This window comes from Pseudomonas fluorescens (assembly GCF_040448305.1).
GTDB classification, from domain to species: domain Bacteria; phylum Pseudomonadota; class Gammaproteobacteria; order Pseudomonadales; family Pseudomonadaceae; genus Aquipseudomonas; species Aquipseudomonas fluorescens_BH.
Map to the genome: position 1 here is coordinate 4,245,632 of NZ_CP148752.1, position 22,186 is coordinate 4,267,817.

Here is a 22,186-nt window from a genome sequence, read left to right on the forward strand (position 1 = left end):
GAGGAGCAAGCCGCCTGAGAGAAGCACTGCCATGAAACCTACAGACTTGAGACACAGGAAAGGCCAACTGCCGAGTCCGCAAGACTCAGCCGATGTCGAAGCCCGGCGCACATTCCTTAAGCTCGGCGCTGCCGCAATGCTGACGCCGCTTATACTGGATGGGCGTAGCGCCATCGCCAGGGATGAGCCGGTATTCCCCCCCAGCCCGCCAACCACGCCGTGGCTGGTGACGCTGCCCAACGCGATCACACCGCTCGAAGCGGTCGCCTTCCTCAACCCGAGACCCACCGAGGCGGCGAATACTGCCGGCGGTGAAGCGGGGCGAGAGCCGCACCAACGTTTCGCCGAGTTCATCGGAGTGTTCGGCGCACCGCTACTGTACGAGCTGAAGGCCAAAGAGCGTCCCGATTGGGTGTTCCATCCGGCCTATCCGCCGCAGCGCATCTGGGGTTACGAAGGCAATACACCGGGCGCGGTCACTCCCGGCCCGACGATCTTCGCGCGCTATGGCAGACCGGTCATCGTCCGCTTTCGCAACGACCTGCCGCAAAATCAAGTCGGTTTCGGCACGCCAGAGATCTCCACCCACCTGCACAATGCGCACACGGGGTCGGAAAGCGACGGCTTCCCGGGTGACTACTACAGTGCGAACAAGGCGGGCCCGACCCTAGCCGCGCCGGGGGCATTCAAGGATCACTTCTACCCGAACATCTATGCGGGCTACGACCAGCTGCAAAACCACATCGGCGATCCGAACGAGGCCCTGGGCACGCTGTTCTACCATGACCACACCCTGGACTTCACCGCGCCGAACATGCTTCGTGGCTTGTTCGGGATGTACTTCCTGTTCGACGATATCGATTCGGGCAACGAGCGTGATCCGAACCCGAGCGCGCTGCGGCTGCCGAGCTATCCCTACGACTACCCGCTGAGCTTTCAGGACATGCGTTTCGACAACAACGGCATCCTGTTCTTCGACCAGGTCAATCCCGAGGGGGTTCTGGGCGACAAGGTGGTCGTCAACGGTTATATCGAGCCGGTATTACGAGTGGCGGCCCGCAAGTATCGCTTCCGCTTGCTCGACGCTGGGCCCAGCCGCTTCTACGCGTTCTATCTGCTCTCCTCGAGCGGCGCGATGCAGACGTTCACCCTCATCGCCAACGACGGCAACCTGTTGCCGGCCCCGCTGTTGAACCAAACCCAGGTGCAGATGGGCGTGGCCAATCGATCCGACATAGTCGTGGACTTCTCCAAGTACCCGATAGGCTCCGTGCTCTACCTGGTCAACAGGATGCGCCAGGAAGACACCCGTGAGGGCAAGGACATCAAGGAGCCGGGCACGCGCGTGCTCAAGTTCATCGTCGATCGCACCCAGCCAGAGCAGGACCTGAGTCAGGTGCCGAGCGTGCTGCGCGCGCTGCCGCCACTCAACCCTGCGGAAATCGCGGCAGCGACTGTGCGGCGCTGGGTTTTCGACCGCAGCAAAGGCTTGTGGACGATCAATAATGAGCTGTTCAACGTGAAAGTTCCGCGGGCCACGATCCCCCAAGGCGCCGCCGAGGTGTGGGAGTTAGTGAATCCCGAAGACGGTTGGACCCACCCCATTCATATCCACTTCGAAGAGGGGCAGATCATCGGCAAGATCCAGAATGGAGTGAAAAAGCCCTTGTTGGCGCACGAGCAAGGCCGTAAGGATGTGTATGTAATCGAAGAGTTCACGACCTTGCGGGTGTTCTTGCGCTTCCGCGACTTCAAAGGGAAGTACGTCATGCACTGCCACAACCTGATCCACGAAGACCACGCAATGATGCTGAGGTGGGACATCGTCTGAGTGGCGCGCGACAACAACACTTATGAGGGTGGAGGGATTCACATGAACACACGCAGAAATCTATTGGCCGGCATGGGCATCGCCGCGCTCGGAGTGATCGCCTGGCAGGGGGACACGGCTAAGCCGCAACGCCCTCGTAGCAGGTCTGCGGACGGCAGCTACTTCCCGAACACGCCGCTCTATACCCACGAAGGCAAGGCGGTCAGGTTCTACGATGACCTGATTCGCGGCAAAGTGGTCGCAATCAACATGATGTATGCCTCATGCACAGGGACCTGCCCGGCCGCGACGGCGAACCTGCGGCTCGTGCAGAAGATGCTGGGCGAGCGCGTGGGCCGCGACGTCTTCATGTATTCGATCACCTTGCAGCCCGAGTTGGACACGCCGCAGATCCTGAAGGAATACGTCGAGAGGCATCACATCGGGCCGGGCTGGTTGTTCTTGACCGGTGAGCCCGACGACATCGAGGAACTGCGCTTTAGCCTCGGCTTCTACGATATCAACCCATTGATCGACGCCAATAAAGCGAACCACTCAGGCGTAGTGCGCATCGGCAACGACACCTACGAGCGCTGGACCCTGGCGCCCGCGCTGGCAGAACCAGAGCAGATCCTGGCCACTATTAATCATGTGGACAGATCCGTCGTACATACGGCGGCTTAGGCAACCTGCCTGCCACAGGAAATCTACGTCCCATACATGCAACTGTTCCATCGACGCCTCTGATTGCTTCAGGCGCCGGACCGCTGTTTCTCGACTAGGCGTGGTGACACCTGATTGGAGCGGTTGAGGGAATTGCTGGCTTCCAGGGCTGCCATCGCGCTGCAAGTGAAAGCTTCTGATGTCTACCCATGGTGCCGGGCTGCCGGGGCTTCTGATCTGTTAAGAAATAAAATGGCCGCACAAGGCGGCCTAAACAAGGGAGGACAGCAATGAATCAACATCACTCTTTTTATTGTTGCGGGTGTTGCTCTGTTAACTGAGCTGGCTCAGTCCAATAGGTGGAATCTGGGGAGCGTCCACTCCCAGCGAATGGCAGCCATGCGAACGCCAAACACAGTACTCATCGCAATAATCGAAGCCACTTCAGTAGAGCCTTGCAGTTGCCGTAAGCCGATGTAAACCAGAGCCCCCAGGATGCAGGCGGAGGCGTAAATCCCTTGCCGAAAAATCAGGGGGATCTCGTTGCACATCACGTCCCGGATCACCCCTCCGGCAACGCCACTCATCACGCCCATGATCACTGCTGTGCTGTATGGGACAAGCTGCTCAAGCGCCACCTCTGTTTCGCTCACGAATCTTTCCATAACTGACCGCTAGATACCCACTCAGGGCAAAGTTCCGGAACCGGAGCCAGGTACGATGACCAGTTTATGTCTGTCACTGCTGGCCGGAAATGGCCGTTCTCTGCCGGTCATGGTTACAAACCCTGCTGGTCAAATCCGATGCAATCGGTGGTCAAGTGGAGTGCCATTTCGCGCCTGACGACCAAACCAGTACTGCCCGCGCAAAAAAACCCTTCCTGCGTTTCAACACAGGAAGGGTTTTTTGTTTGCGGCCGATCAGTCTTTAGCCTGGCTCAACTTGGTGAACAGCTCGGTCGGTACTTTCTTGCCGTTGGAGGTGAACTGGTTGGTGCGGAACTTGTACACCTCTCCCTCGGACAGGAAAGCGTCGCCGTTGGTGTCCATCGCCTTGAATTCCTCAGTGCCCTTGGGCGCCACGGCCAGCAGTTCCTTGAGCGATACGCGGCCGTCATCATCAGTGTCGGTGCGCGCGAAAGAAGCATCGCCGCATTTGCCTTCACCGCACTTGCCCTCGGCCTGGGTCTTTTGCGCGCCGGTTTCGGCACCGCATTTGCCTTCGCCACACTTGCCTTCACCACACTTGCCTTCGCTGGTCTTCTCCGCGGAAGCCAGCTGATAGCCCTGAGGCAAGGCTTCGGCCGAAAACGCCGAGGACGCGAAGTTGATACCGCCGACCAGTGCAACAGCGATCAGGCCAATACGGGTTTTGTTCGACTGGATACGAGACATGTTGATACTCCGGATCATTTGCGTGGCTGGACCACTATTGGTCGTACCACAAGGGTTGATAAACCTGGTTGCGAGGTACGTTGTGCATCTCGCTTTGCCAGGTCTATTTGGCCCCGGTGGTGTATCCCGGCTGTATCCGTAAAGCGCTGGTTTTGTATGGCTGTATGCGGATGTCGCGCCCTGATACACAGCGATACACGAAAGCCGGTAGTCAGTTGCTCATGTCCGCAAGAGCACCTGTTTAAAAAGGTTGTAGGGTATTTCCTGAAAGCCACAACACCTTGCGTCGTTGCCTACGGTTACGCCAGAATCCGCCGGCTTGTGCGCCTTGCCTCTGGTCTCTATCGTTTCCGCGCCACTGCCCATCAGTGGTCGGGTCTGGAAACCCCGAAATGAAAATGGCGCAACTGCGCCCTTCATAACCTATGCTTGCGCGCTTTTAAGTGTGCACTCCGTTATGGCGGCTGTGCGCGGGAGACCTTCGGGTCTACCGGGTTGCCGTTTCCCCGGGTTTCCAGCCTGCGTACAGCTGCCACCCCTTCGTCTGGAAACGAACGTGGCAGCTTCAACCATGAAGCGGAGACAGCCATGTTCAAAGTCACCCCCAACCCGCCGGACACCGATCCGACATCCCCGTACGAATCCGATTCAAACAAGCTCAACGAGGCCGCCGAACGCGCGCTCGCCTTCCATTTCCCCTCGACTGCCGACATCAAAGCCAATCCACGTACACCCAGCACTTTGTTTACCGTGGACCCTGAGGTCGATACCGAAACCCTGATGGTGTATCTGGTCGAAACGCTGGCCTCGGTCGATGTGATGGTGCACCAGTTGGTGGATCACCTGGATGGAGGATCGCGCAATGCCCTGCTGGGGATTTCCAACAGTGTGATGTTGGCGGAGATCACGGCGAATCGGGTGCTGGACCAAATCGACCCGCGCGAATAATCACTGAATCTGTGGCTGACGCTGACCCTGTGGCGAGGGGGCTTGCTCCCGCTGGACTGCGCAGCAGGCCCTGCTTTTCAGGTGAAGAGCTGGGGCCGCTACGCGACCCAGCGGGAGCAAGCTCCCTCGCCACAGGTTTTGTGTTTTTGATGTTGGCTGGGCCATCACTAGTTCGGGTCCAGCAACCCGCCACTCCAGTTACGCGACACCCGGCTACCGGTGAATTTCGCCACCCCCATGCCCTGGGGTATCAGTCGATCGCGATAGCGCGTCACCAGGCGCCCCGCTTGTTCGGCGTGCAGCACCACTTCGGAAGACGGATCACCCGGCCGCCCGAGAATCCGCGCAAAGCGTTGGCCTTCTTCGACGAAATCCCCCAGCTCCTTTTCGAAGATCAACACCCCGGGTTGCGGGGCGATGATGGTTTCCATATGGCCCATTTCCACGGCTTCGACGGGCCAGTCCGCGAGCGCCACTGACTCATCGATGACACCGCAACCGCACAGCCAGTTGTACAGCCCTTCTGCATCCTGTTCGGCGAAACGATCGCTGACATCGCCCTGCCCGCGCAGCTCCAGGGTGGCGGCCATGCGCCCCGCTGTGACTCCGTCGCGTATCCAAGGGGCAATGATGGTTTCCTCGAAGGAGCCATCGCCGCCGTCGTCCCAGATGATCGCCACGTCCATCTTCATCGCCGCCGCCAGTTCGCGGCCACGGGGCCAGAAACTGCGGTGTACGTAGAGGTACGGCAAGGCCTCGTCATCGGTGTGCAGGTCGAGCATCACATCGGCCGGGGCGGCCAGTTGCACCAGTTGCTTTTGCCATTGCTGAACGCAGGTCGAAGGTCGCTCCATGGCCGCCGACTGGTCGAACGCGCGATTGAAGTTATGTCCGGTAGCGTCGTGATAACGGCCGAGGATCCGCCCCTGACGAAACTGCCCGATACCCAGCGGGTTGGCCTGCGGCACCACGGTGATGTTGCCTTTGAGCCGGCCCTGGGTTTCGGCGGATTGCAGTCGTTGCATCAGCAGGTGCAGGACCAGCATCCCGGCGATTTCATCGGCATGTACACCGGCCTGCAGGTGCACGTTCGGCCCGCTGCCGTCGCCTGCATAACGCCAGGCACCGACCCGCACGGCATCGCCGTTGTTGTTGCAAACACTGAACGAAATATCCTGCGGCATTGGCTTTCCCTCCCGTCATGAACCTTGAAAAACGTTGTATCGCTGCTGCCGAGGCTGGTGATTGAACAGACGTTCAACTAAGCTCGGTATCGTGGAACCTCACCCAAGGACAGCCTTGTGACAACCAATGCCCCGAAAAACCGCCGCGCCGAACCCGATGACCGTCGCGAAATGCTGGTGGCCGCCACCCTGCGCTGCCTGGGTCGCGACGGTCACGCCGGGATTTCCGTACGGCGCATTGCCACCGAGGCCGGGGTGTCCGTGGGGTTGCTCAACCACCACTTCGGCAGCATCGAGGCACTGATCGCCGACACCTACCAGCGGCTCGCCAGCGAACTGACCACCGCCCTGCTCCAGGAAATCGAGCAGGCCGAGACACCCGCGCAAAAGATCGATGCCTTCCTCGAAGGCTCGTTCTCGCCCAGGGTCATGGACCCGAAACTGCTCGGCGTGTGGGTGGTGTTCTGGAGCCTGATCCGTCACTCCGAACACGTCAGCCAGTCCCACGAAAAAAGCTACCGCGCCTACCTTGATCTGATCCGCCAGTTGCTCGACGGGCTGGCCGCCAGCGAAGGCTTCGTGATTCACGACACGCGCCTGGCCGCCATCGGCTTATCGGCGATGCTCGACGGTCTCTGGCTCGAGTGGTGCCTGAACCCCGAGACCTTCAGCGCCGCCAACGGACTGCATATCTGCCGCTGCTGGATAAAGGGGCTGCGTCACGGAGCATTCAGCACCGACGACGTCCTGTGACGGATGCCGGCCGAAGATCATTGCCAGGGTGCCGCTGACCGCGATCAGCCCGGCACCGATCATCAGCGACGTATCCATCAACGTGCCCCAGACCAGGCTCGACAGCGCAAACGCCCAGATCAGTCCGGTGTATTCGAACGGCGCGAGCAAGGTCGCGGTGGCGCGGCGGAAACTGGCGAACAACAGGAACTGGCCGATGCCGCCCACCAGGCCGGCACCGAGCATGCCCAGCCAGGCGGGTGTCGGCGCTGGCGTGTGGGTCCACGGCAGGGCGACCGCCATGCAGATCACGAACACCACGTTGGTGATCAGCATCTGCTCCAGCACCGAGGTCTGTTCATCCACCTGACGCAGCTGAATATAGGTAAACGCCCAGCACATCGCCGCCAGCAGGGTCAGGACGATCGGCAACGGATCGGTCATGTTGTCGGGGCGACAGGCAATGACCACCCCGACAAAACCGATGATCAGGCTGAACCACTGCCAGCCGCTGGCGCGCTCCTTGAGAATCACCGCCGCCAGCACCGTGACCATGATCGGCGCGGAAAAATACAGGGTGGTCATCTCGGCCAGGGTCAGGTCCCGGGCCGCCGTGTAGTACAGCACCCAGGCGACAATCGACAGCAAGCCGCGCACCACCAGCAGGCGCCGGCTCGGCGAGCGCCAGGCCCGCTGGATCAGGCGCAGGCGCCCCACCAGCAACACTGCCACGACCACCACGGCGGCGCGCCAGAACAGAATGGTGACCACCGAATAATCGGCCACCAGCCACTTGATGACCGCATCCTGCAACGACAGGAATGCGTAGCCCAGGGTGCACAGGCCAATGCCCTGCAACGACCGGTCAACCCGTGGCGAACTCATCAGGCCGACCTGCGCACGGGCGTTCCGCGCCGTTCGGCAAAGGCAAACAGCGCTTCGATCAGGAACGTCAGGCAGACGTAGACGCCGGCCACCAGCAACAAGGGTTCGTACACCTGCAGGGTCTGTGCGCGGACCACGTTGGCGGCGCCGAGCAGATCGATCACGGCGATGGTCGAGGCCAGCGCCGTGGACTTGAGCAGCATCACGGTTTCCCCGGCCAGGGTCGGCAGCAGCAGGCGCATCGCCCGGGGCAAGCGTACCCGCAGCAAGGACTGGCGCGCCGTCATGCCGAAGGCCGAGGCCGCTTCCATTTCACCCTTGGGCACCGCCAGCAGGCCACCGCGAATCACTTCGCCGACATAAGCCCCCACCGACACCACCAGGGCGAACACGATGTACCAGTAACCGTCGCGCAGGTACGGCCAGAGGAAGCTGCCGCGAATCAGAGGGAACTGGGCAAACAGGCTGCCCAGGCCGTAGTAGAAAATGTAGATCTGGATCAGCAACGGCGTCCCGCGGGTCACGCTGGTGTAGAACAGACTGACCTTGGCGATCACCCTGTTTTTCGAGATCCGCGCCAGCGCCACCAGCACCGCCAGGACAAACCCGAACACACTGGCGATCAATAGAATCGTGAGGGTGGTTTGCAGCCCCCGGCCCAACAGTGCCGCGTATTCAACTATCCACGCTGGAATCATTTCATTCTCTCTGCCGGTTCAGTCAACAAGAGGCATCCAGCGACGAATGCGTCGCTCCAACCGTCCCGAAAGGTAGTTGGACACCAGCGTCACCGCGTAATACAGCGCCGCGGCCGTGAGGTAGAACAACAGATAGTGGCGCGTCGATCCCGCGCCTTGCTTGGCGGTGTACAGCAGCTCGTTGGTGCCGACCACGCTGATCAGCGCACTGTCCTTGATCAGGTTGATCCACAGGTTGGCCATCCCGGCCATGGCGTAAGGCGCCATGATCGGCAGCGTGACCCGGCGGAACAGACCGAAGCCGTTGAGGCCGAACGCCTTGGCCGCTTCGATCTGGCCGAAGGGAATCGCCTGGATCGCCGCGCGGAAAATCTCCGAGGCGTAGGCGCCCTGCACCAGCCCCAGCACCACGATGGCCGCCAGCGGTCCGCTGACATTAACCGCGCCGTAGCCGAGATGGGTCATCAACGAATTGAGGAGCATGGAGCCGACGTAGTACAGCAACAGAATCAGTAGCAATTCCGGAACCGCGCGGAACAAGGTGGTGTAGCCGCGCATCAGCGCTGCAATCGGCTTTGGCGCGCCCAGTTTGAGGCACGCCACCACCAGCCCGATCGCCAGCCCGAGCACAAAGGCCCCGGCGGAAATCTGCAGGGTCATCCAGAGCCCCTTCAACAGCGCACTGCCCCATCCCTGCTCGGTGAAATTGATCAGATCGAACATTGCCGGCATATCACTCTCCAGTCGGAGGACACGGTCCCCTGTAGGAGCGAGCCCGCTCGCGAAAAACGTTAACGATGACGCGGTCATTCAGATGACCCGCGGCGCTTTTGCGTCCATCGCGAGCAGGCTCGCTCCTACAGGGTTTTTTGTGTGCCTGGGATCAGAACGCAGGCTTCACGCTGGTGCCGAAGTAGCTCTGGGACAGGTCGTCGTAGTCCTTGCTCGCCAGCAACTCCTGGATGGCCTTGTCCAGTTTGGCCTTGAGTTCGGTGTCGTCCTTGCGCAGGCCGGCCCCCACGCCTTTGCCGAAGATCGGGTCATAAGGCACGGTGCCGAGGTAGGCCAGGTCCTTGGCATCCGGGGTCTTGATGAACGCGGCCATGGCGGTGCCGTCGGCCATCATCAGGTCGATGCGCCCGGCAATCAGGTCGGCGTTGGCCGAGTCCTGGGTGTCGTAGTACTTAACGTCGGCAATTTTTTCGTAGTAGGTCTTCAGGTAACTGGCGCTCACGGTCGAGTTCTGCACGCCGATGATCTTGCCCTTGAGGTCATCCGGGTACTTCTTCACCGCCGCCTCTTTCGGGCCGACGACGGCAATCACCGAGTCGTAGTAGGCCTTGCTGAAGGCGATCTGTTTTTCCCGTTCTTCGGTCACCGACATCGAGGAAAAGATCACGTCGATCTTCTTCGCCAGCAGCGACGGAATGATGCCGTCCCACGCCACTTCCTTGATCTCGCACTCGGCTTTCATTTCGCTGCACAGCTTGTGAATCAGGTCGACTTCAAAACCTTTCCACACGCCGTTGGCCTGCTTCTCGGTGTACGGCGGATAGGGTTCCGCTGCCACTGCGAACCTGATCGGCTGTGCCTGAGCAGCGCTCATGCCGGCCAGCATTACGCAGGCCGCACCGGTCAACCAGTTTGCAAAACGTCGATTTCCCATGTTGTTTTCCCGTCTTTTTATGATGAATTAGCGAGTCTGATGAGCGTTGACGAATTGTCGGCAACGCTCGCTGCGTGGGTGTACGAACACTTCGTCCGGCGAACCGGTTTCCTCGATCAGCCCTTGATGCAAAAAGGCGACTTTGGAAGAGACATCGCGTGCGAAAGCCATTTCATGGGTCACCAGGATCATGGTCCGGCCTTCTTCGGCGAGGGAGCGGATCACCCGCAGCACTTCCCCGACCAGTTCCGGGTCGAGTGCCGAGGTGGGTTCATCGAACAGCATGACCTTGGGCCGCATGGCCAGGGCCCGGGCGATGGCCACCCGTTGTTGCTGTCCCCCGGAGAGAAACGCCGGGTACTCGTTGCGCTTGGCCGCCAGCCCGACGCGTTCGAGCAGCGCTTCGGCCCGTTCAGTGGCCTCCGCACGGCTTTCACGCAGGACCTGGGTCGGCGCTTCGATAAGGTTTTCCAGCACCGTGCGATGGGGCCAGAGGTTGAAGTTCTGGAACACCATGCCCAGGCTCGACCTTATGCGCACAAGCTGTTTGGCGTCCGACACCAGCGGTGCGCCGGGACGATTCTGGTTAAGGTGAATGCTTTCGCCATCGACCAGGATGCGTCCCTGATCCGGCACTTCGAGCATGTTGATGCAGCGCAGCAAGGTACTTTTGCCCGAGCCGCTGGCACCGATCAGGGAGATCACGTCGCCCTCGCGGGCGGTCAGGGAAACGCCCTTGAGCACTTCGATATTGCCGAAACGTTTGTGCAGGCCATCGACCTCGATCATGGTCTTGGCCGCGACCGGTTCGACGGTCGCAGTGCTGGTCACCGTGCCGATCACCGGCCTCGGCGCTTCACCATTGAGTACCTGGACAAAGCCGCGAATGCGCTGGCAGGCCTGGGCCAGGCGCTCGTCACTGAGGGTGAACGAAAGCCGCACAAACCCCTGGGCCGGCTCACCGAATGCCGCCGCATCGAGCACCGAGACACCGGCCTCGCGCAGCAGGCGCCAGGCGAACTCCAGTGAGGTCAGGCCGGTGCCGCGTACGTCCACCAGCACGAACATGCCGGCATCGGGGTTGAGCACGCTGATGCCCGGGCAATCCGCCAGGCCGGACACCACCAGGTCGCGGCGCCGACGATAGATCTCGCGCATGCCGTGGGTGACTTCAGCGTGGGACTGCACGGCCTTGAGCGCCGCTTCCATGACGAAACCGGGCAAGCCGTACAGCATGCTCAGCACCAGGGTTTCGACATGATTGACCAAGGCTTCATTGGCCACGACCCAGCCGATGCGCCAACCGGTCATGGCATGGGATTTGGACAGGCTGCCGATCACCACGCAGCGCTCGGCCATGCCCGGCAACGCCGCCAGGCTCAGGTGTTCACGCTCGTAGGCGAGGCTCTCGTAGACCTCGTCCACCACCACCCACAAGTCATGGGCGATGGCGAGTTCGGCGATGGCTTGCAGCTCTTCGCGACCCAGCACAACGCCGGTGGGGTTGTTCGGATTGGAGAAGAAAATCGCCCGGGTGCGCGGGGTGATGGCCTTGGCCAACACCGCGGCATCAAGGCGGAAACCCGAGTCCGCCGCGCAGGGCACCCGCACCAGCGTGGCGCCGGACGCCTTGAGCGTCGCTTCGTAGGTGACGTACATCGGATCGAAGGCAATCACTTCGTCGCCGGCACCGAGCAGGCACATCGAGGTGGCGAACAAGGCGTTCTGCGCACCGGCCGTGAGAATGACGTTCGACGCCCGCAGTTCGCGGTCGATCAGTTGGCTGTAGCGGCCGGCAATGGCCTCGCGCAAGGTCTGGCGGCCGGCGATTTCGGTGTAGTGGGTATCCCCTTCACGCAGGGCGTGGATGGCAGCGTCGGTGATGAAATCGGGGGTGGGGAAATCCGGGTCGCCGACGCTGAGGATGATCACGTCCTCGCCTTTGCGCTGTGCCGCGTTGGCTGCGTTGTGGATATCCCAGGCGGCAACGCCTTGGCCACTGATCCGTTCAACAAAGGGTGAAAACCGCATGCCAGTGCCTCGTTCGAATTGAAGAAACGCAAGCCCGCAACCAGCCGGGGGAAGGTGGCCCCCAACATAGTCCAGACTGAACACTCGTTCAACAGAAAACTCGCGAGGCTTCGCGTTCAGCGCAAACAGGTCGTTTTCACGACAGTCGCGCCGTTTTTCAGCACGGCGCAATCAAGCGACGTGAAACGATTTTGCTGACCGCTCCCAGCACCAGAGCCACGAGAATCAGCCCCGCAGCAACCGCAAACGTCAACCGCATCCCCTGCGCGATGGCCTCAGGTTGCGCCTGCAAAATATCGTCGCTGGCCGTGCCGAAGGCGAACACAGCGCCCATGACCGAAGCGCCGGTGATCAGCCCCAGGTTGCGAGACAGGCCGAGCACACCGGACATCACGCCACGTTGGTCCTGCGCGATGTCCGCCATCACGGCGGTATTGTTCGCCGCCTGGAACAGCGCGTAACCGGCCGTGAGGAGCACCAGCGGCGCGAGGTAGCCGAGCACGCCGACGCTCATCGGCACGACGGGAAGGATGCAAGCGCCGGTCAACATGGCAATCAGCCCGACCGTGCTCGAACGCTGTGCGCCCAATCGGTCGACCAGCCGCCCGGAGGGCACACCGGCCAATGCCGCCACCAGCGGGCCGGCCGACATCACCAGGCCGACACTCGCCGCACTCAACCCCAGTGCACCCGACAGATAGAACGGCCCGACCACCAGGGTGGCCATGACCACCGTGGTCACCAGGGTGCTCATGGCGAACCCTGCGCCCAGCAGCGGATTGCGCAACATCACCAGTTTGACCAGCGGCGACGCGGCGGTCTGCTCGACGAACACGAACACCATCAAGCCAATCACCGCGACCAGCAGCAACGCCGTATTGAGCAGGCCGAAGCTGCCGCGTCCAAAGGTCATTGCCAACGCGTAAGCCAACAGGGTCAGGACCAATACCAGGGTGCCAAGCACGTCGAAATCGGGTCGAGTGGACGTCATCTCGTGGCGATCCACCGGCAAGAAGCGCCACGCCAGTCCCATCGCCAAAACACCCAAGGGTAGGTTCAATAGAAAAATCCCCTGCCAGCCCACCTGGGCAATCAACACGCCGCCAAGCGTCGGCCCCAGTGAGGTGCCAATTGCCGACATCGTGCCGAGCACGCCCATCGCGCTGCCCATTTTTTCCTTGGGCACCGCCCCGCTCACCAGCGCCATGGTCAGCGCCATCATGGTGGCCGCGCCGACGCCCTGTAAGGCACGGGCGGCAATCAGCAGCCACAGATTGGGCGCCAGGGCGCACAGGAGCGAGGCGACGGTGAACAGCGCAATGCCGATCAGCAGCAATCGCCGCCGCCCCAGGAGGTCGCCGAGCCGGCCGACGCTGACGATCAGCGCGGTGATGCTCAGCAAGTAGGCGAGCACCACCCACTGCACGGCCTGGAACGACGCTGAAAACGCCTCGGCCAGTGTCGGTAAACCAACATTGGCAATGCTGGTGCCCAGGGACGACAGCAGCATGGATAACGACAGGCTGGCCAAGGCGCCCCGGATCGATATGGACTTCATTTTCTCGCGACTCCGCAAACAGGTTGTCCGAAGCCTAAGCCCGGCCATAACATGGCGGAAGACGCAGCATTTGCACTTTATTCATGCACTAGACGCCACATAACAGAAACCCCATGTGGGAGCGAGCCTGCTCGCGAAAGCGGTGTGTCAGACAACATCATTTTTAATGTGCCACCTTCGCGAGCAGGTCGGATCGCCGCACCGTCGCCCCCACAGGAATTGATTCCATGCCCGACCTGAACTTGCTGATCACCCTGAATGTGTTGCTCGAAGAAGGCAGCGTGGCCCGCGCCGCGCAGCGTTTGCGCCTGAGCCCCTCGGCCATGAGCCGGGCGCTGGCGCGGTTGCGCGAAACCACGGGTGATCCGCTGCTGGTGCGGGCCGGTCGCGGACTGGTTCCCACGCCCCGGGCACTGGAACTGCGTGAACGGGTCGGCGCGCTGGTGCAGGACGCCGAAGCCGTCCTGCGCCCCGCCGAGGCACTCGACCTCAATCAACTGGCACGCACCTTCACCCTGCGCACCAGCGATGGCTTCGTGGAAAATTTCGGACCGCCACTGATCGCCCGCATCCACCAGGAGGCACCCGGTGTCCGCCTGAATTTCGTGCAGAAGCTGAACAAGGACAGCACCCTGCTGCGCGAAGGCGCGGTGGACTTGGAAACCGGTGTGATCGGCGAATCCACCAGCCCGGAAGTGCGGACCCGGATGCTGTTTCGCGACCGGTTCGTGGGCGTCGTGCGCAAGGGCCATCCACTGGCTCGCGGCGAGATGACAGCGGTTCGTTATGCCGCCGCCCGGCACATTCTGGTCTCGCGCCGGGGCCACGAAAAAGGCGTCATGGACGACGCCTTGAATGAGCTGGGACTGAAGCGGGACATCGCCACCATTGTCGCCGGTTTCTCTTCGGCGATTGCATTGGCACGGGCTTCAGACCTGGTCGCCAGCGTACCGCAGCGGCACGTCGGCAACCTGTGCCAGGGGATGCACTGCTTTGCCCTGCCGTTCCCCACGCCGCCCATCACGGTTTCGATGCTGTGGCACCCGCGCATGGACGCCGACCCGGCGCATCGCTGGCTGCGCGGTTGTGTGTGGGAGGTGTGCAGTGCGCAATGACCCGGTGGCCCCCGCCTACTCCTTCAGGATCAGCAGCGGCTCGCCTTTTTTCACGATGTAGGTCGCCAGTTCTGAGGCCTTGCCCTGGCCCACGTTCTTCGCCACATGGGCGACGCCTTCGGGGATGTACAACGAGTCACCGGCCTTGAGCGTTACCGGTGCGCGCCCTTCCAGTTGATACTCAAAAGTGCCGCTGATCACGTGCGCCACCTCGACACCGGGGTGAGCATGTCTAGGCGACGTCACGCCCGGATCGAAGTCCACGAGCACCTGCAGGACTTCGCGGTTGGCGGCGCCCAGGTCTTCACGTACCAGGTCGGTGCGATGCAGGCCCTGCTGCCAGCTTTTCATCGCCGGGGCTGGCTGTGTTTCCTGGGCTTGAGAGAAGTTCGCGAGGGTGGCGAGCCCGGCGGCGGCCAGAACCAGACCAAGCTTGCCGATGGTGTGACGGGGGTGGATACGCAACATTGTCTTTCCTCCAGTTGAACCACGCCAGGCCGCGCCGAAAGTGGCGCGATGCCGGTGGTTCCATTTGAAGGCTGTCGTGTATCGCCCGGGTGTCGGGAAACGGCGGTTTTGTATGCCCGGGTAACGGAGGGCGTTGCGGATACCTGCGGATACAAACCCGTATCAGCGGGTACGCCATTGTGACCACTGGCATCGTGGTCAATGCCGAAGAAGAAGTGACCGCGATCCGATCCCACTCGGGTCGCGGCAAGTTCAGGCTTTTTGACTACGCCAGATCGAAGCGATCCAGATTCATCACTTTGGTCCACGCAGCAACGAAGTCCTTGACGAACTTCTGTTGCGCATCGGCGGTGGCATAGAATTCGGCCAAGGCGCGCAACTGCGCATTGGAACCGAAGACCAGGTCAACCCGGGTACCCGTCCACTTCACTGCACCGGTTTTGCGATCGCGCCCTTCATACTCTTGCTGGGCATCCGATACCGGCTTCCACTCCACGCCCATATCCAGCAGGTTGGTGAAGAAGTCGTTGGTCAAGGCTTCCGGACGCGTGGTGAACACACCGTGTCTGCTCTGGCCGACATTGGTGTTCAACACACGCAAGCCGCCCAGCAACACCGTCATTTCCGGCGCGCTGAGCGTCAGCAGTTGCGCCTTGTCGATCAGCAATTTTTCCGCCGGCACACGGTACTGTTGCTTCAGGTAATTACGGAAGCCGTCGGCAATCGGTTCAAGGTAACCGAAGGAGTCGACATCGGTCTGTTCCTGGCTGGCGTCCATGCGCCCTGGCGTGAAAGGCACCGTCACGCTATGACCGGCATTTTTCGCCGCCTGTTCCACGCCCACGCCACCGGCGAGCACGATCAGGTCGGCCAGGGAGATTTTCTTGCCGCCACTGTTGAACTCGCCCTGGATGCTTTCGAGTTTTGCCAGCACGCGGGCCAGTTGCTCCGGCTGGTTGGCCTGCCAGGATTTCTGCGGTGCCAGGCGCAGACGCCCGCCGTTGGCGCCGCCGCGTTTGTCGGAGCCACGGAAAGAGGAAGCCGCCGCCCAAGCTGTAGACACAAGCTGCGAGACTGACAGCCCCGAGGCCGCAATTTTGCCCTTGAGCGCGGCGACATCGCTGTCGTTGACCAGTGGATGGTCGACGGCCGGGATCGGGTCCTGCCACAGCAGCTCTTCGTTCGGCATTTCCGGGCCGAGGTAGCGTGAGAGCGGCCCCATGTCACGGTGAATCAGCTTGTACCAGGCGCGGGCAAAGGCGTCGGCCAACTGGTCTGGATTGGCCAGGAAGCGCCGCGAAATCGGCTCATAGATCGGGTCGAAGCGTAGCGACAGGTCCGTGGTCAGCATGGTCGGATCACGCCGTCTGGACGGATCATGGGCATCCGGAATGGTGCCGGCGCCAGCGCCGTTTTTCGGCTTCCACTGGTTTGCCCCCGCCGGGCTCTTGGTCAGTTCCCATTCGTAACCGAACAGGTTCTCCAGGTAGTTGTTGCTCCACTGGGTTGGCGTGGTCGTCCAGGTCACTTCCAGGCCGCTTGAGATGGTGTCGCCACCTTTACCGGTACCGAACGTGCTCTTCCAGCCCAGGCCCTGCAGTTCGAGGCCGGCGCCTTCGGGCTCAGGTCCGACATGGTCGACAGTACCGGCACCGTGGGTTTTGCCGAAGGCGTGACCGCCCGCGATCAGCGCGACGGTTTCCTCGTCGTTCATGGCCATGCGCGCAAAGGTTTCACGGATGTCCTTGCCGGCGGCGACCGGATCGGAGTTGCCTTCAGGGCCTTCGGGGTTTACGTAGATCAGGCCCATCTGCACGGCTGCGAGTGGGGTTTCCAGATTGCGCTCTACGGGAGCTTGCCCGGCATCTTTGCCATAACGCACGTCGCCACCCAGCCACGTGCTTTCCGAGCCCCAGTAGACGTCTTCGTCCGGCTCCCAGACATCCGGGCGGCCAGCGGAAAAACCAAAGGTCTTGAAGCCCATGGACTCCAGTGCAACGTTGCCGGCGAGGACGATCAGATCGGCCCAGGAGACTTTGTTGCCGTACTTTTGCTTGATTGGCCAAAGCAGCCGACGGGCCTTGTCGAGGCTGACGTTGTCCGGCCAGCTGTTGAGCGGTGCAAAGCGTTGTTGGCCGGAGCCGGCGCCGCCCCGGCCGTCACCGGTGCGATAGGTGCCTGCGGCGTGCCAGGACATGCGGATAAAAAAAGGCCCATAGTGACCGAAGTCCGCCGGCCACCAGTCCTGGGAATCGGTCATCAGCGCAGTCAGGTCTTTTTTCAGCGCCTGGAAGTCCAGGCTCTTGAAGGCTTCGGCGTAGTTGAAGTCGCCCCCCAACGGGTCAGACTTGGGCGAGTGTTGACTCAAGATCTTCAGGTTCAGTTGGTTCGGCCACCAGTCGCGGTTCGTCGTGCCACCGCCAGCGGCGTTATTGAACGGGCATTTCGATTCAGTTGACATGGCATCTCCTCTTTATTTTGTTTTCAGCTAACCATCCTTAAGCGTGGATCCGGATCACCGATTGAAGAAATAGCTTTTCGGTATGGGATCCATAGCCTTAAGGCTATGACGGCCCAGTGATCAGTCGCTCCAGAACATCCATTAAAGTACCGGTCCGGGAAACTGTCGCTCCATCTGGGGAGATAGCTGATAAACAGTTCAAATCAGCAAGGAAATGCAAGATCATGAACACCTGCCACAATGGATGGGTAGCCTTTGCTGCAAGGACGCTGGTGATCGTAAGAATTGTTTGCCGCGAGAGGTTTCGCCATGCTCCTCAAAGCCATTGTCATCTGGTCACTGCTGTCGATCATCATCGCCGCCGTGTTCTGTCGCCTGATGCATAACGCCAAGGTCGCCGACCGGGCGCTCAAGATCGCCAAGCCGGATCATCAGCCTCATGAACGAAATGTTGGCAATACTTCCATGACCCCGGACAAAAGTGGCGGCGACGATTCGGATTGCCACCCGGCCTGAGCCATTCAGGGCGTTCCCGTACTCAATAAAAAAAACCGGCTATTCAGCCGGTTTTTTTATGTCGCTCAACAACACTTCGGTCCGGCTTTACTGCCGTAACGGGCTTCCTGGCGCTCACGGAAGAACGCCTCATAGTCCATCACCGGTTTGTCCGGGTGTTTGGTCTGCATATGCTCGACGTAGTTGTCGTAGTCAGGCATGCCGACCATCAGGCGTGCGGCCTGACCGAGGTATTTACCGAGGCGACTCAGGTCATTGAACATGATCAGGCATCCGGCAGCGCTTGATATGGCGCTTCTTTATCCGTGCGTTCCTTGGTGCCCCAGGCAGCGATGCCGACCTTGAGCGCGAAGAACAGGATGCTGAACACCACGAACAGGAACAGCGCAGTCAGCGTCGCGTTGGTGTAGGCGTTGAAGATCACGTGTTGCATCTGGTCGATGCTCTTGGCCGGGGCCAGCACCTGACCGTTGGCCAGGGCATCGCTGTATTTCTTCGCCAGGGCGAGGAAGCCGATCGCCGGGTTGGCATCGAACAGCTTGATGAAGCCTGCGGTGGTGGTGCAGATCAGCAACCAGACCGCTGGCAGCAAGGTCACCCACACATAACGCTGGCGTTTCATCTTGATCAGCACCACGGTGCCGAGCATCAGGGCGATACCGGCCAGCATCTGGTTGGAGATGCCGAACAGCGGCCACAAGGTGTTGATGCCACCCAGCGGATCGATCACGCCCTGGTACAGCAGATACCCCCACATGGCCACGCAACCGGCGGTGGCGATCAGGTTGGCGGTCCAGGATTCGGTGCGCTTGAGCGCCGGGACGAAGGAGCCGAGCAAGTCCTGCAGCATGAAACGCCCGGCACGGGTGCCGGCGTCGACCGCGGTCAGAATGAACAGCGCTTCAAACAGGATCGCGAAGTGGTACCAGAACGCCATGGTGTTTTCACCTGGCAACAAGTGGTGCAGGATCTGCGCGATCCCCACCGCCAGGGTCGGCGCGCCACCGGCACGGGCGAGGATGGTGGTTTCACCGATGTCGTGAGCCACCGCTTGCAGGGCTTCCGGGGTAATGGCGAAGCCCCAACTGCTGACGGTTTGTGCAACGGTAACCGCATCGGCGCCAACCACGGCCGCCGGGCTGTTCATCGCGAAATACACGCCCGGATCGATGACCGATGCAGCGACCATGGCCATGATCGCTACGAACGATTCCATCAGCATGCCGCCGTAACCGATGTAACGGGCATGCCCCTCACTGGCGAGCAGCTTCGGCGTGGTGCCGGAAGCGATCAGCGCGTGGAAACCGGAGACCGCGCCACAGGCGATGGTGATGAACAGGAACGGGAACAGACCGCCCTTCCAAACCGGACCGGTGCCGTCGACGAACTGGGTCAGCGCCGGCATTCTCAGCTCGGGCATGGTCACCAGAATGCCGATGGCCAGGGCGACGATGGTGCCGATCTTCAGGAAGGTGGAGAGGTAGTCACGGGGCGCCAGGATCAGCCACACCGGCAGTACCGCCGCGACAAAACCGTAGCCGATCAGCATCCAGGTGATCTGGATACCGGTAAAGGTAAAGGCCTTGGCCCACACCGGATCCGCGGCAACCTGCCCGCCGAGCCAGATCGACCCCAGCAGCAACAGCACGCCGATCACCGAGATTTCACCGATGCGACCCGGGCGGATGTAGCGCATGTAGATGCCCATGAACATCGCGATCGGGATGGTCGCCATTACCGTGAATATGCCCCAAGGGCTCTCGGCCAGGGCCTTCACCACGATCAGCGCCAGCACCGCGAGGATGATGATCATGATCAGGAAGCAGCCGAACAACGCGATGGTGCCGGGAATACGGCCCATTTCTTCACGGACCATGTCGCCCAGGGAACGACCGTTGCGGCGGGTGGACATGAACAGGACCATGAAGTCCTGCACCGCACCGGCCAGCACCACGCCGGCAATCAGCCACAGCGTGCCGGGCAGGTAGCCCATCTGCGCCGCCAATACCGGGCCGACCAGCGGACCCGCGCCGGCAATGGCGGCGAAGTGGTGACCGAACAGCACGTGTTTGTTGGTCGGCACGTAGTCCAGACCATCGTTATTGAGCACAGCCGGAGTGGCCCGATTGGGGTCGAGCTGCATCACTTTATTGGCGATGAACAGGCTGTAGTAGCGGTAGGCAACAAGGTAGATGGCGACGGCTGCGACTACGATCCACAAGGCGTTGATCGCTTCGCCGCGGCGCAAGGCCACGACACTCAGCGCAATCGCTCCCAGGACAGCCACGGCAAACCAGGCGAGGTGTTTAGCCAGACGGGGCATAGCGTGTCTCCTGCCGACAGCCAGTGACTGCGGCGGTAATTTTTATAATTGTGTCCGCGGTGCGGAGCTGGCCCAATATCCGCGCATGTCGTCCACAAATAAATCCGCGTTACTACGTACGTGGGATCTACGTAGTTCTACGTAGACGGCTCTGATTTCCCTGTGGGAGCGAGCCTGCTCGCGAAGGCATTCTGTCATTCAACATGGATGTCGACTGATACACCGTCTTCGCGAGCAGGCTCGCTCCCACAGGTTCAGCATTTCAACTGAATGACCTCTCCCGCCAATGGTCATTCCGTCCAACAAGGCTGTCTATCTTTGGCATATGATCCCGAGCCTTCGCGCGGGCAGGAGTCAACATGCAGCTCAAACACAAGATCGTCGCCCTCGGGATTCTGCCGCTGGTGCTGGCCATTGCCGTCATCTGCGCGCTGGTGATTTCCCTCAATCGCCAACTGGGCGATCAACAGGCGCAACTGATCGAAGACAGCATTCTGGCGAGCAAGCGCGCGGAGCTGAAAAACTACGTGGAAATGGCCCAGAGCCTGATCGAGCCGCTGTACGACGACGGCCACGGCGATGCCCAGGCCCAGCAACGAGTGCTGGAAGAACTGCGCAAGCTCAGCTTCGGCATCAATGGCTACTTCTTCGTCTACGACCATGAAGGCCGCAGCCTGATGCACGCACGCCAGTCGGAACTGGTGGGCCAATACCTGTGGGACATGAAAGACCCCCACGGCCTGCCGGTGATCCAGGCGCTGCTGAAAAGCGCGCAATCGGGCGAAGGTTTTCAACGCTACGCCTGGAACAAACCCTCCTCCGGCCAGGTGACCGACAAGCTCGCCTATGTGGTGATGCTCGATCGCTGGGGCTGGATGCTCGGCACCGGCATCTACCTTGAAGACGTCGAGCGCGCCACCCAGCAGGCCCGTGCCGAAGTGGCCATGGGCATTCGCAAGACCATGATGGCGATTGCCGTGGTCGCCCTCGTCGCGGTGCTGTTTGTCTTCGCCACCGGCATGACCCTCAACGTCAGCGAACATCGCCTGGCGGACAAGAAACTGCAGCGCCTGACCCAGCGCATCGTCAGCCTGCAGGAAGAAGAACGATCACGGGTGTCCCGCGAGTTGCACGACGGCATCAGCCAGGTGCTGGTCTCGATCAAGTTTCAGTTCGAACTGGCCAGCCATCTGCTGGAACGCGGACAAGCCCACGACAAGGGCTTGAGCACGTTAAAAGAAGCCACCGAGCGCCTGGGCGATGCCATCGGTGAAGTCCGCAGTCTCTCCCATGACCTGCGCTCATCCTTGCTCGATACCCTCGGCCTGCCGGCGGCCATCGGCCAATTGGCTGCGGAATTCGAGCAGCGCAGCGGGTTGACCGTGACCTATGACGAAAATGAATTCGACTGCCAACTGGTCGACGGCGCGGCTGTGTCGCTGTTCCGCATCGTCCAGGAAGGCCTGACCAATATTGAACGCCACGCGCAGGCGAAGAACGTGTCCATTACACTGCGCGGCTGCGACGAGTCCGTGCGGCTGACGGTGGTCGATGACGGCATCGGTTTCAACGTCGCCCAGGTCGAACGTCGTCAGGCCGGCATTGGCTTGCGTAACATCCGCGAACGCGTCGAACATTTTGGCGGGCGCTTCGATTTGATCTCGATGCCGGGCAGAAGTGAGCTGGACGTACGGCTGCCAATGATACCTGGCGTAAAACCCTGAGCCGGCCCAA

19 protein-coding genes and 1 pseudogene are annotated in these 22,186 nt (G+C 61.2%); 7 read left to right on the top strand and 13 right to left on the bottom strand.

What is annotated here, in order from left to right:
- The first annotated feature begins 136 nt into the window (after positions 1 to 136).
- Complete coding sequence (locus WHX55_RS19225) at positions 137 to 1,831, top strand: multicopper oxidase domain-containing protein (RefSeq protein WP_151214817.1); 1,695 nt, start codon at positions 137 to 139, stop codon at positions 1,829 to 1,831.
- 42 nt (positions 1,832 to 1,873) lie between these two features.
- Positions 1,874 to 2,494 carry an SCO family protein gene (locus WHX55_RS19230; protein ID WP_150759226.1) on the top strand — a complete coding sequence of 207 codons (621 nt, stop codon included), beginning with the start codon at positions 1,874 to 1,876 and terminating at the stop codon, positions 2,492 to 2,494.
- Between the two features lie 326 nt (positions 2,495 to 2,820).
- Here WHX55_RS19230 and WHX55_RS19235 read toward each other — a convergent pair whose 3' ends face one another.
- Both WHX55_RS19235 and WHX55_RS19240 read right to left on the bottom strand, forming a co-directional pair.
- Positions 2,821 to 3,126, bottom strand: a complete 306-nt coding sequence (locus tag WHX55_RS19235) for a TRIC cation channel family protein (protein ID WP_224789153.1) — start codon at positions 3,124 to 3,126, stop codon at positions 2,821 to 2,823.
- A 267-nt stretch (positions 3,127 to 3,393) separates the two neighbouring features.
- Positions 3,394 to 3,867 carry a hypothetical protein gene (locus tag WHX55_RS19240; protein WP_353741064.1) on the bottom strand — a complete coding sequence of 158 codons (474 nt, stop codon included), beginning with the start codon at positions 3,865 to 3,867 and terminating at the stop codon, positions 3,394 to 3,396.
- A gap of 588 nt (positions 3,868 to 4,455) precedes the next feature.
- Between WHX55_RS19240 and WHX55_RS19245 the strand changes: the two genes are divergently transcribed.
- Positions 4,456 to 4,815, top strand: a complete 360-nt coding sequence (locus tag WHX55_RS19245; protein ID WP_353741065.1) for a hypothetical protein — start codon at positions 4,456 to 4,458, stop codon at positions 4,813 to 4,815.
- Between the two features lie 167 nt (positions 4,816 to 4,982).
- Here WHX55_RS19245 and WHX55_RS19250 read toward each other — a convergent pair whose 3' ends face one another.
- Complete coding sequence (locus WHX55_RS19250) at positions 4,983 to 5,999, bottom strand: succinylglutamate desuccinylase/aspartoacylase family protein (protein ID WP_353741066.1); 1,017 nt, start codon at positions 5,997 to 5,999, stop codon at positions 4,983 to 4,985.
- Positions 6,000 to 6,170: 171 nt separating this feature from the next.
- Between WHX55_RS19250 and WHX55_RS19255 the strand changes: the two are divergent.
- Positions 6,171 to 6,656: pseudogene (locus WHX55_RS19255) on the top strand (TetR family transcriptional regulator C-terminal domain-containing protein); the annotation flags it as partial.
- Here WHX55_RS19255 and WHX55_RS19260 read toward each other — a convergent pair.
- From WHX55_RS19260 to WHX55_RS19285, 6 genes are all read right to left on the bottom strand, one after another.
- On the bottom strand, positions 6,612 to 7,616 hold the full coding sequence (locus WHX55_RS19260; RefSeq protein ID WP_353741067.1) for a DMT family transporter: 1,005 nt from the start codon (positions 7,614 to 7,616) through the stop codon (positions 6,612 to 6,614). The pseudogene WHX55_RS19255 and the gene WHX55_RS19260 overlap by 45 nt on opposite strands.
- Complete coding sequence (locus WHX55_RS19265; protein WP_103397407.1) at positions 7,616 to 8,314, bottom strand: ABC transporter permease subunit; 699 nt, start codon at positions 8,312 to 8,314, stop codon at positions 7,616 to 7,618. Before WHX55_RS19265 ends, WHX55_RS19260 begins: the two co-directional genes overlap by 1 nt.
- 18 nt (positions 8,315 to 8,332) lie before the next feature.
- Positions 8,333 to 9,046 (bottom strand): ABC transporter permease subunit, encoded by a 714-nt coding sequence (locus tag WHX55_RS19270; protein WP_353741068.1) that lies wholly within the window; start codon positions 9,044 to 9,046, stop codon positions 8,333 to 8,335.
- A 151-nt stretch (positions 9,047 to 9,197) separates the two neighbouring features.
- A complete protein-coding gene (locus WHX55_RS19275) occupies positions 9,198 to 9,980 on the bottom strand; it encodes a transporter substrate-binding domain-containing protein (RefSeq protein ID WP_150752884.1) in 783 nt (260 codons plus the stop codon).
- Between the two features lie 27 nt (positions 9,981 to 10,007).
- Positions 10,008 to 12,011, bottom strand: coding sequence for an aminotransferase class I/II-fold pyridoxal phosphate-dependent enzyme (locus WHX55_RS19280; RefSeq protein ID WP_353741069.1), 2,004 nt, complete (start codon positions 12,009 to 12,011; stop codon positions 10,008 to 10,010).
- A 157-nt stretch (positions 12,012 to 12,168) separates the two neighbouring features.
- Entirely contained in the window at positions 12,169 to 13,569 is a 1,401-nt protein-coding gene (locus tag WHX55_RS19285; RefSeq protein ID WP_353741070.1) for an MFS transporter, read from the bottom strand.
- A 227-nt stretch (positions 13,570 to 13,796) separates the two neighbouring features.
- On the opposite strand from WHX55_RS19285, the gene WHX55_RS19290 reads away from it, so the two are divergent.
- Positions 13,797 to 14,684 (top strand): LysR family transcriptional regulator, encoded by an 888-nt coding sequence (locus tag WHX55_RS19290; RefSeq protein ID WP_353741071.1) that lies wholly within the window; start codon positions 13,797 to 13,799, stop codon positions 14,682 to 14,684.
- Positions 14,685 to 14,699: 15 nt separating this feature from the next.
- On the opposite strand, the gene WHX55_RS19295 is transcribed toward WHX55_RS19290, so the two are convergent.
- Both WHX55_RS19295 and katG read right to left on the bottom strand, forming a co-directional pair.
- Positions 14,700 to 15,152, bottom strand: a complete 453-nt coding sequence (locus WHX55_RS19295; protein ID WP_353741072.1) for a cupin domain-containing protein — start codon at positions 15,150 to 15,152, stop codon at positions 14,700 to 14,702.
- Positions 15,153 to 15,417: 265 nt separating this feature from the next.
- Positions 15,418 to 17,613 (bottom strand): catalase/peroxidase HPI, encoded by a 2,196-nt coding sequence (gene katG, locus WHX55_RS19300; protein ID WP_353741073.1) that lies wholly within the window; start codon positions 17,611 to 17,613, stop codon positions 15,418 to 15,420.
- 309 nt (positions 17,614 to 17,922) lie between these two features.
- Between katG and WHX55_RS19305 the strand changes: the two genes are divergently transcribed.
- Complete coding sequence (locus WHX55_RS19305) at positions 17,923 to 18,129, top strand: hypothetical protein (RefSeq protein WP_150725323.1); 207 nt, start codon at positions 17,923 to 17,925, stop codon at positions 18,127 to 18,129.
- Positions 18,130 to 18,194: 65 nt separating this feature from the next.
- On the opposite strand, the gene WHX55_RS19310 is transcribed toward WHX55_RS19305, so the two are convergent.
- On the bottom strand, positions 18,195 to 18,392 hold the full coding sequence (locus WHX55_RS19310; RefSeq protein WP_007976534.1) for a YbdD/YjiX family protein: 198 nt from the start codon (positions 18,390 to 18,392) through the stop codon (positions 18,195 to 18,197).
- A gap of 2 nt (positions 18,393 to 18,394) precedes the next feature.
- Positions 18,395 to 20,452, bottom strand: coding sequence for a carbon starvation CstA family protein (locus WHX55_RS19315; protein WP_353741074.1), 2,058 nt, complete (start codon positions 20,450 to 20,452; stop codon positions 18,395 to 18,397).
- A 359-nt stretch (positions 20,453 to 20,811) separates the two neighbouring features.
- Between WHX55_RS19315 and WHX55_RS19320 the strand changes: the two genes are divergently transcribed.
- The gene (locus WHX55_RS19320) at positions 20,812 to 22,176 is read left to right on the top strand and encodes a cache domain-containing protein (RefSeq protein ID WP_150725317.1); all 1,365 of its coding nucleotides are present in this window, start codon (positions 20,812 to 20,814) and stop codon (positions 22,174 to 22,176) included.
- The last annotated feature ends 10 nt before the right edge of the window (positions 22,177 to 22,186 follow it).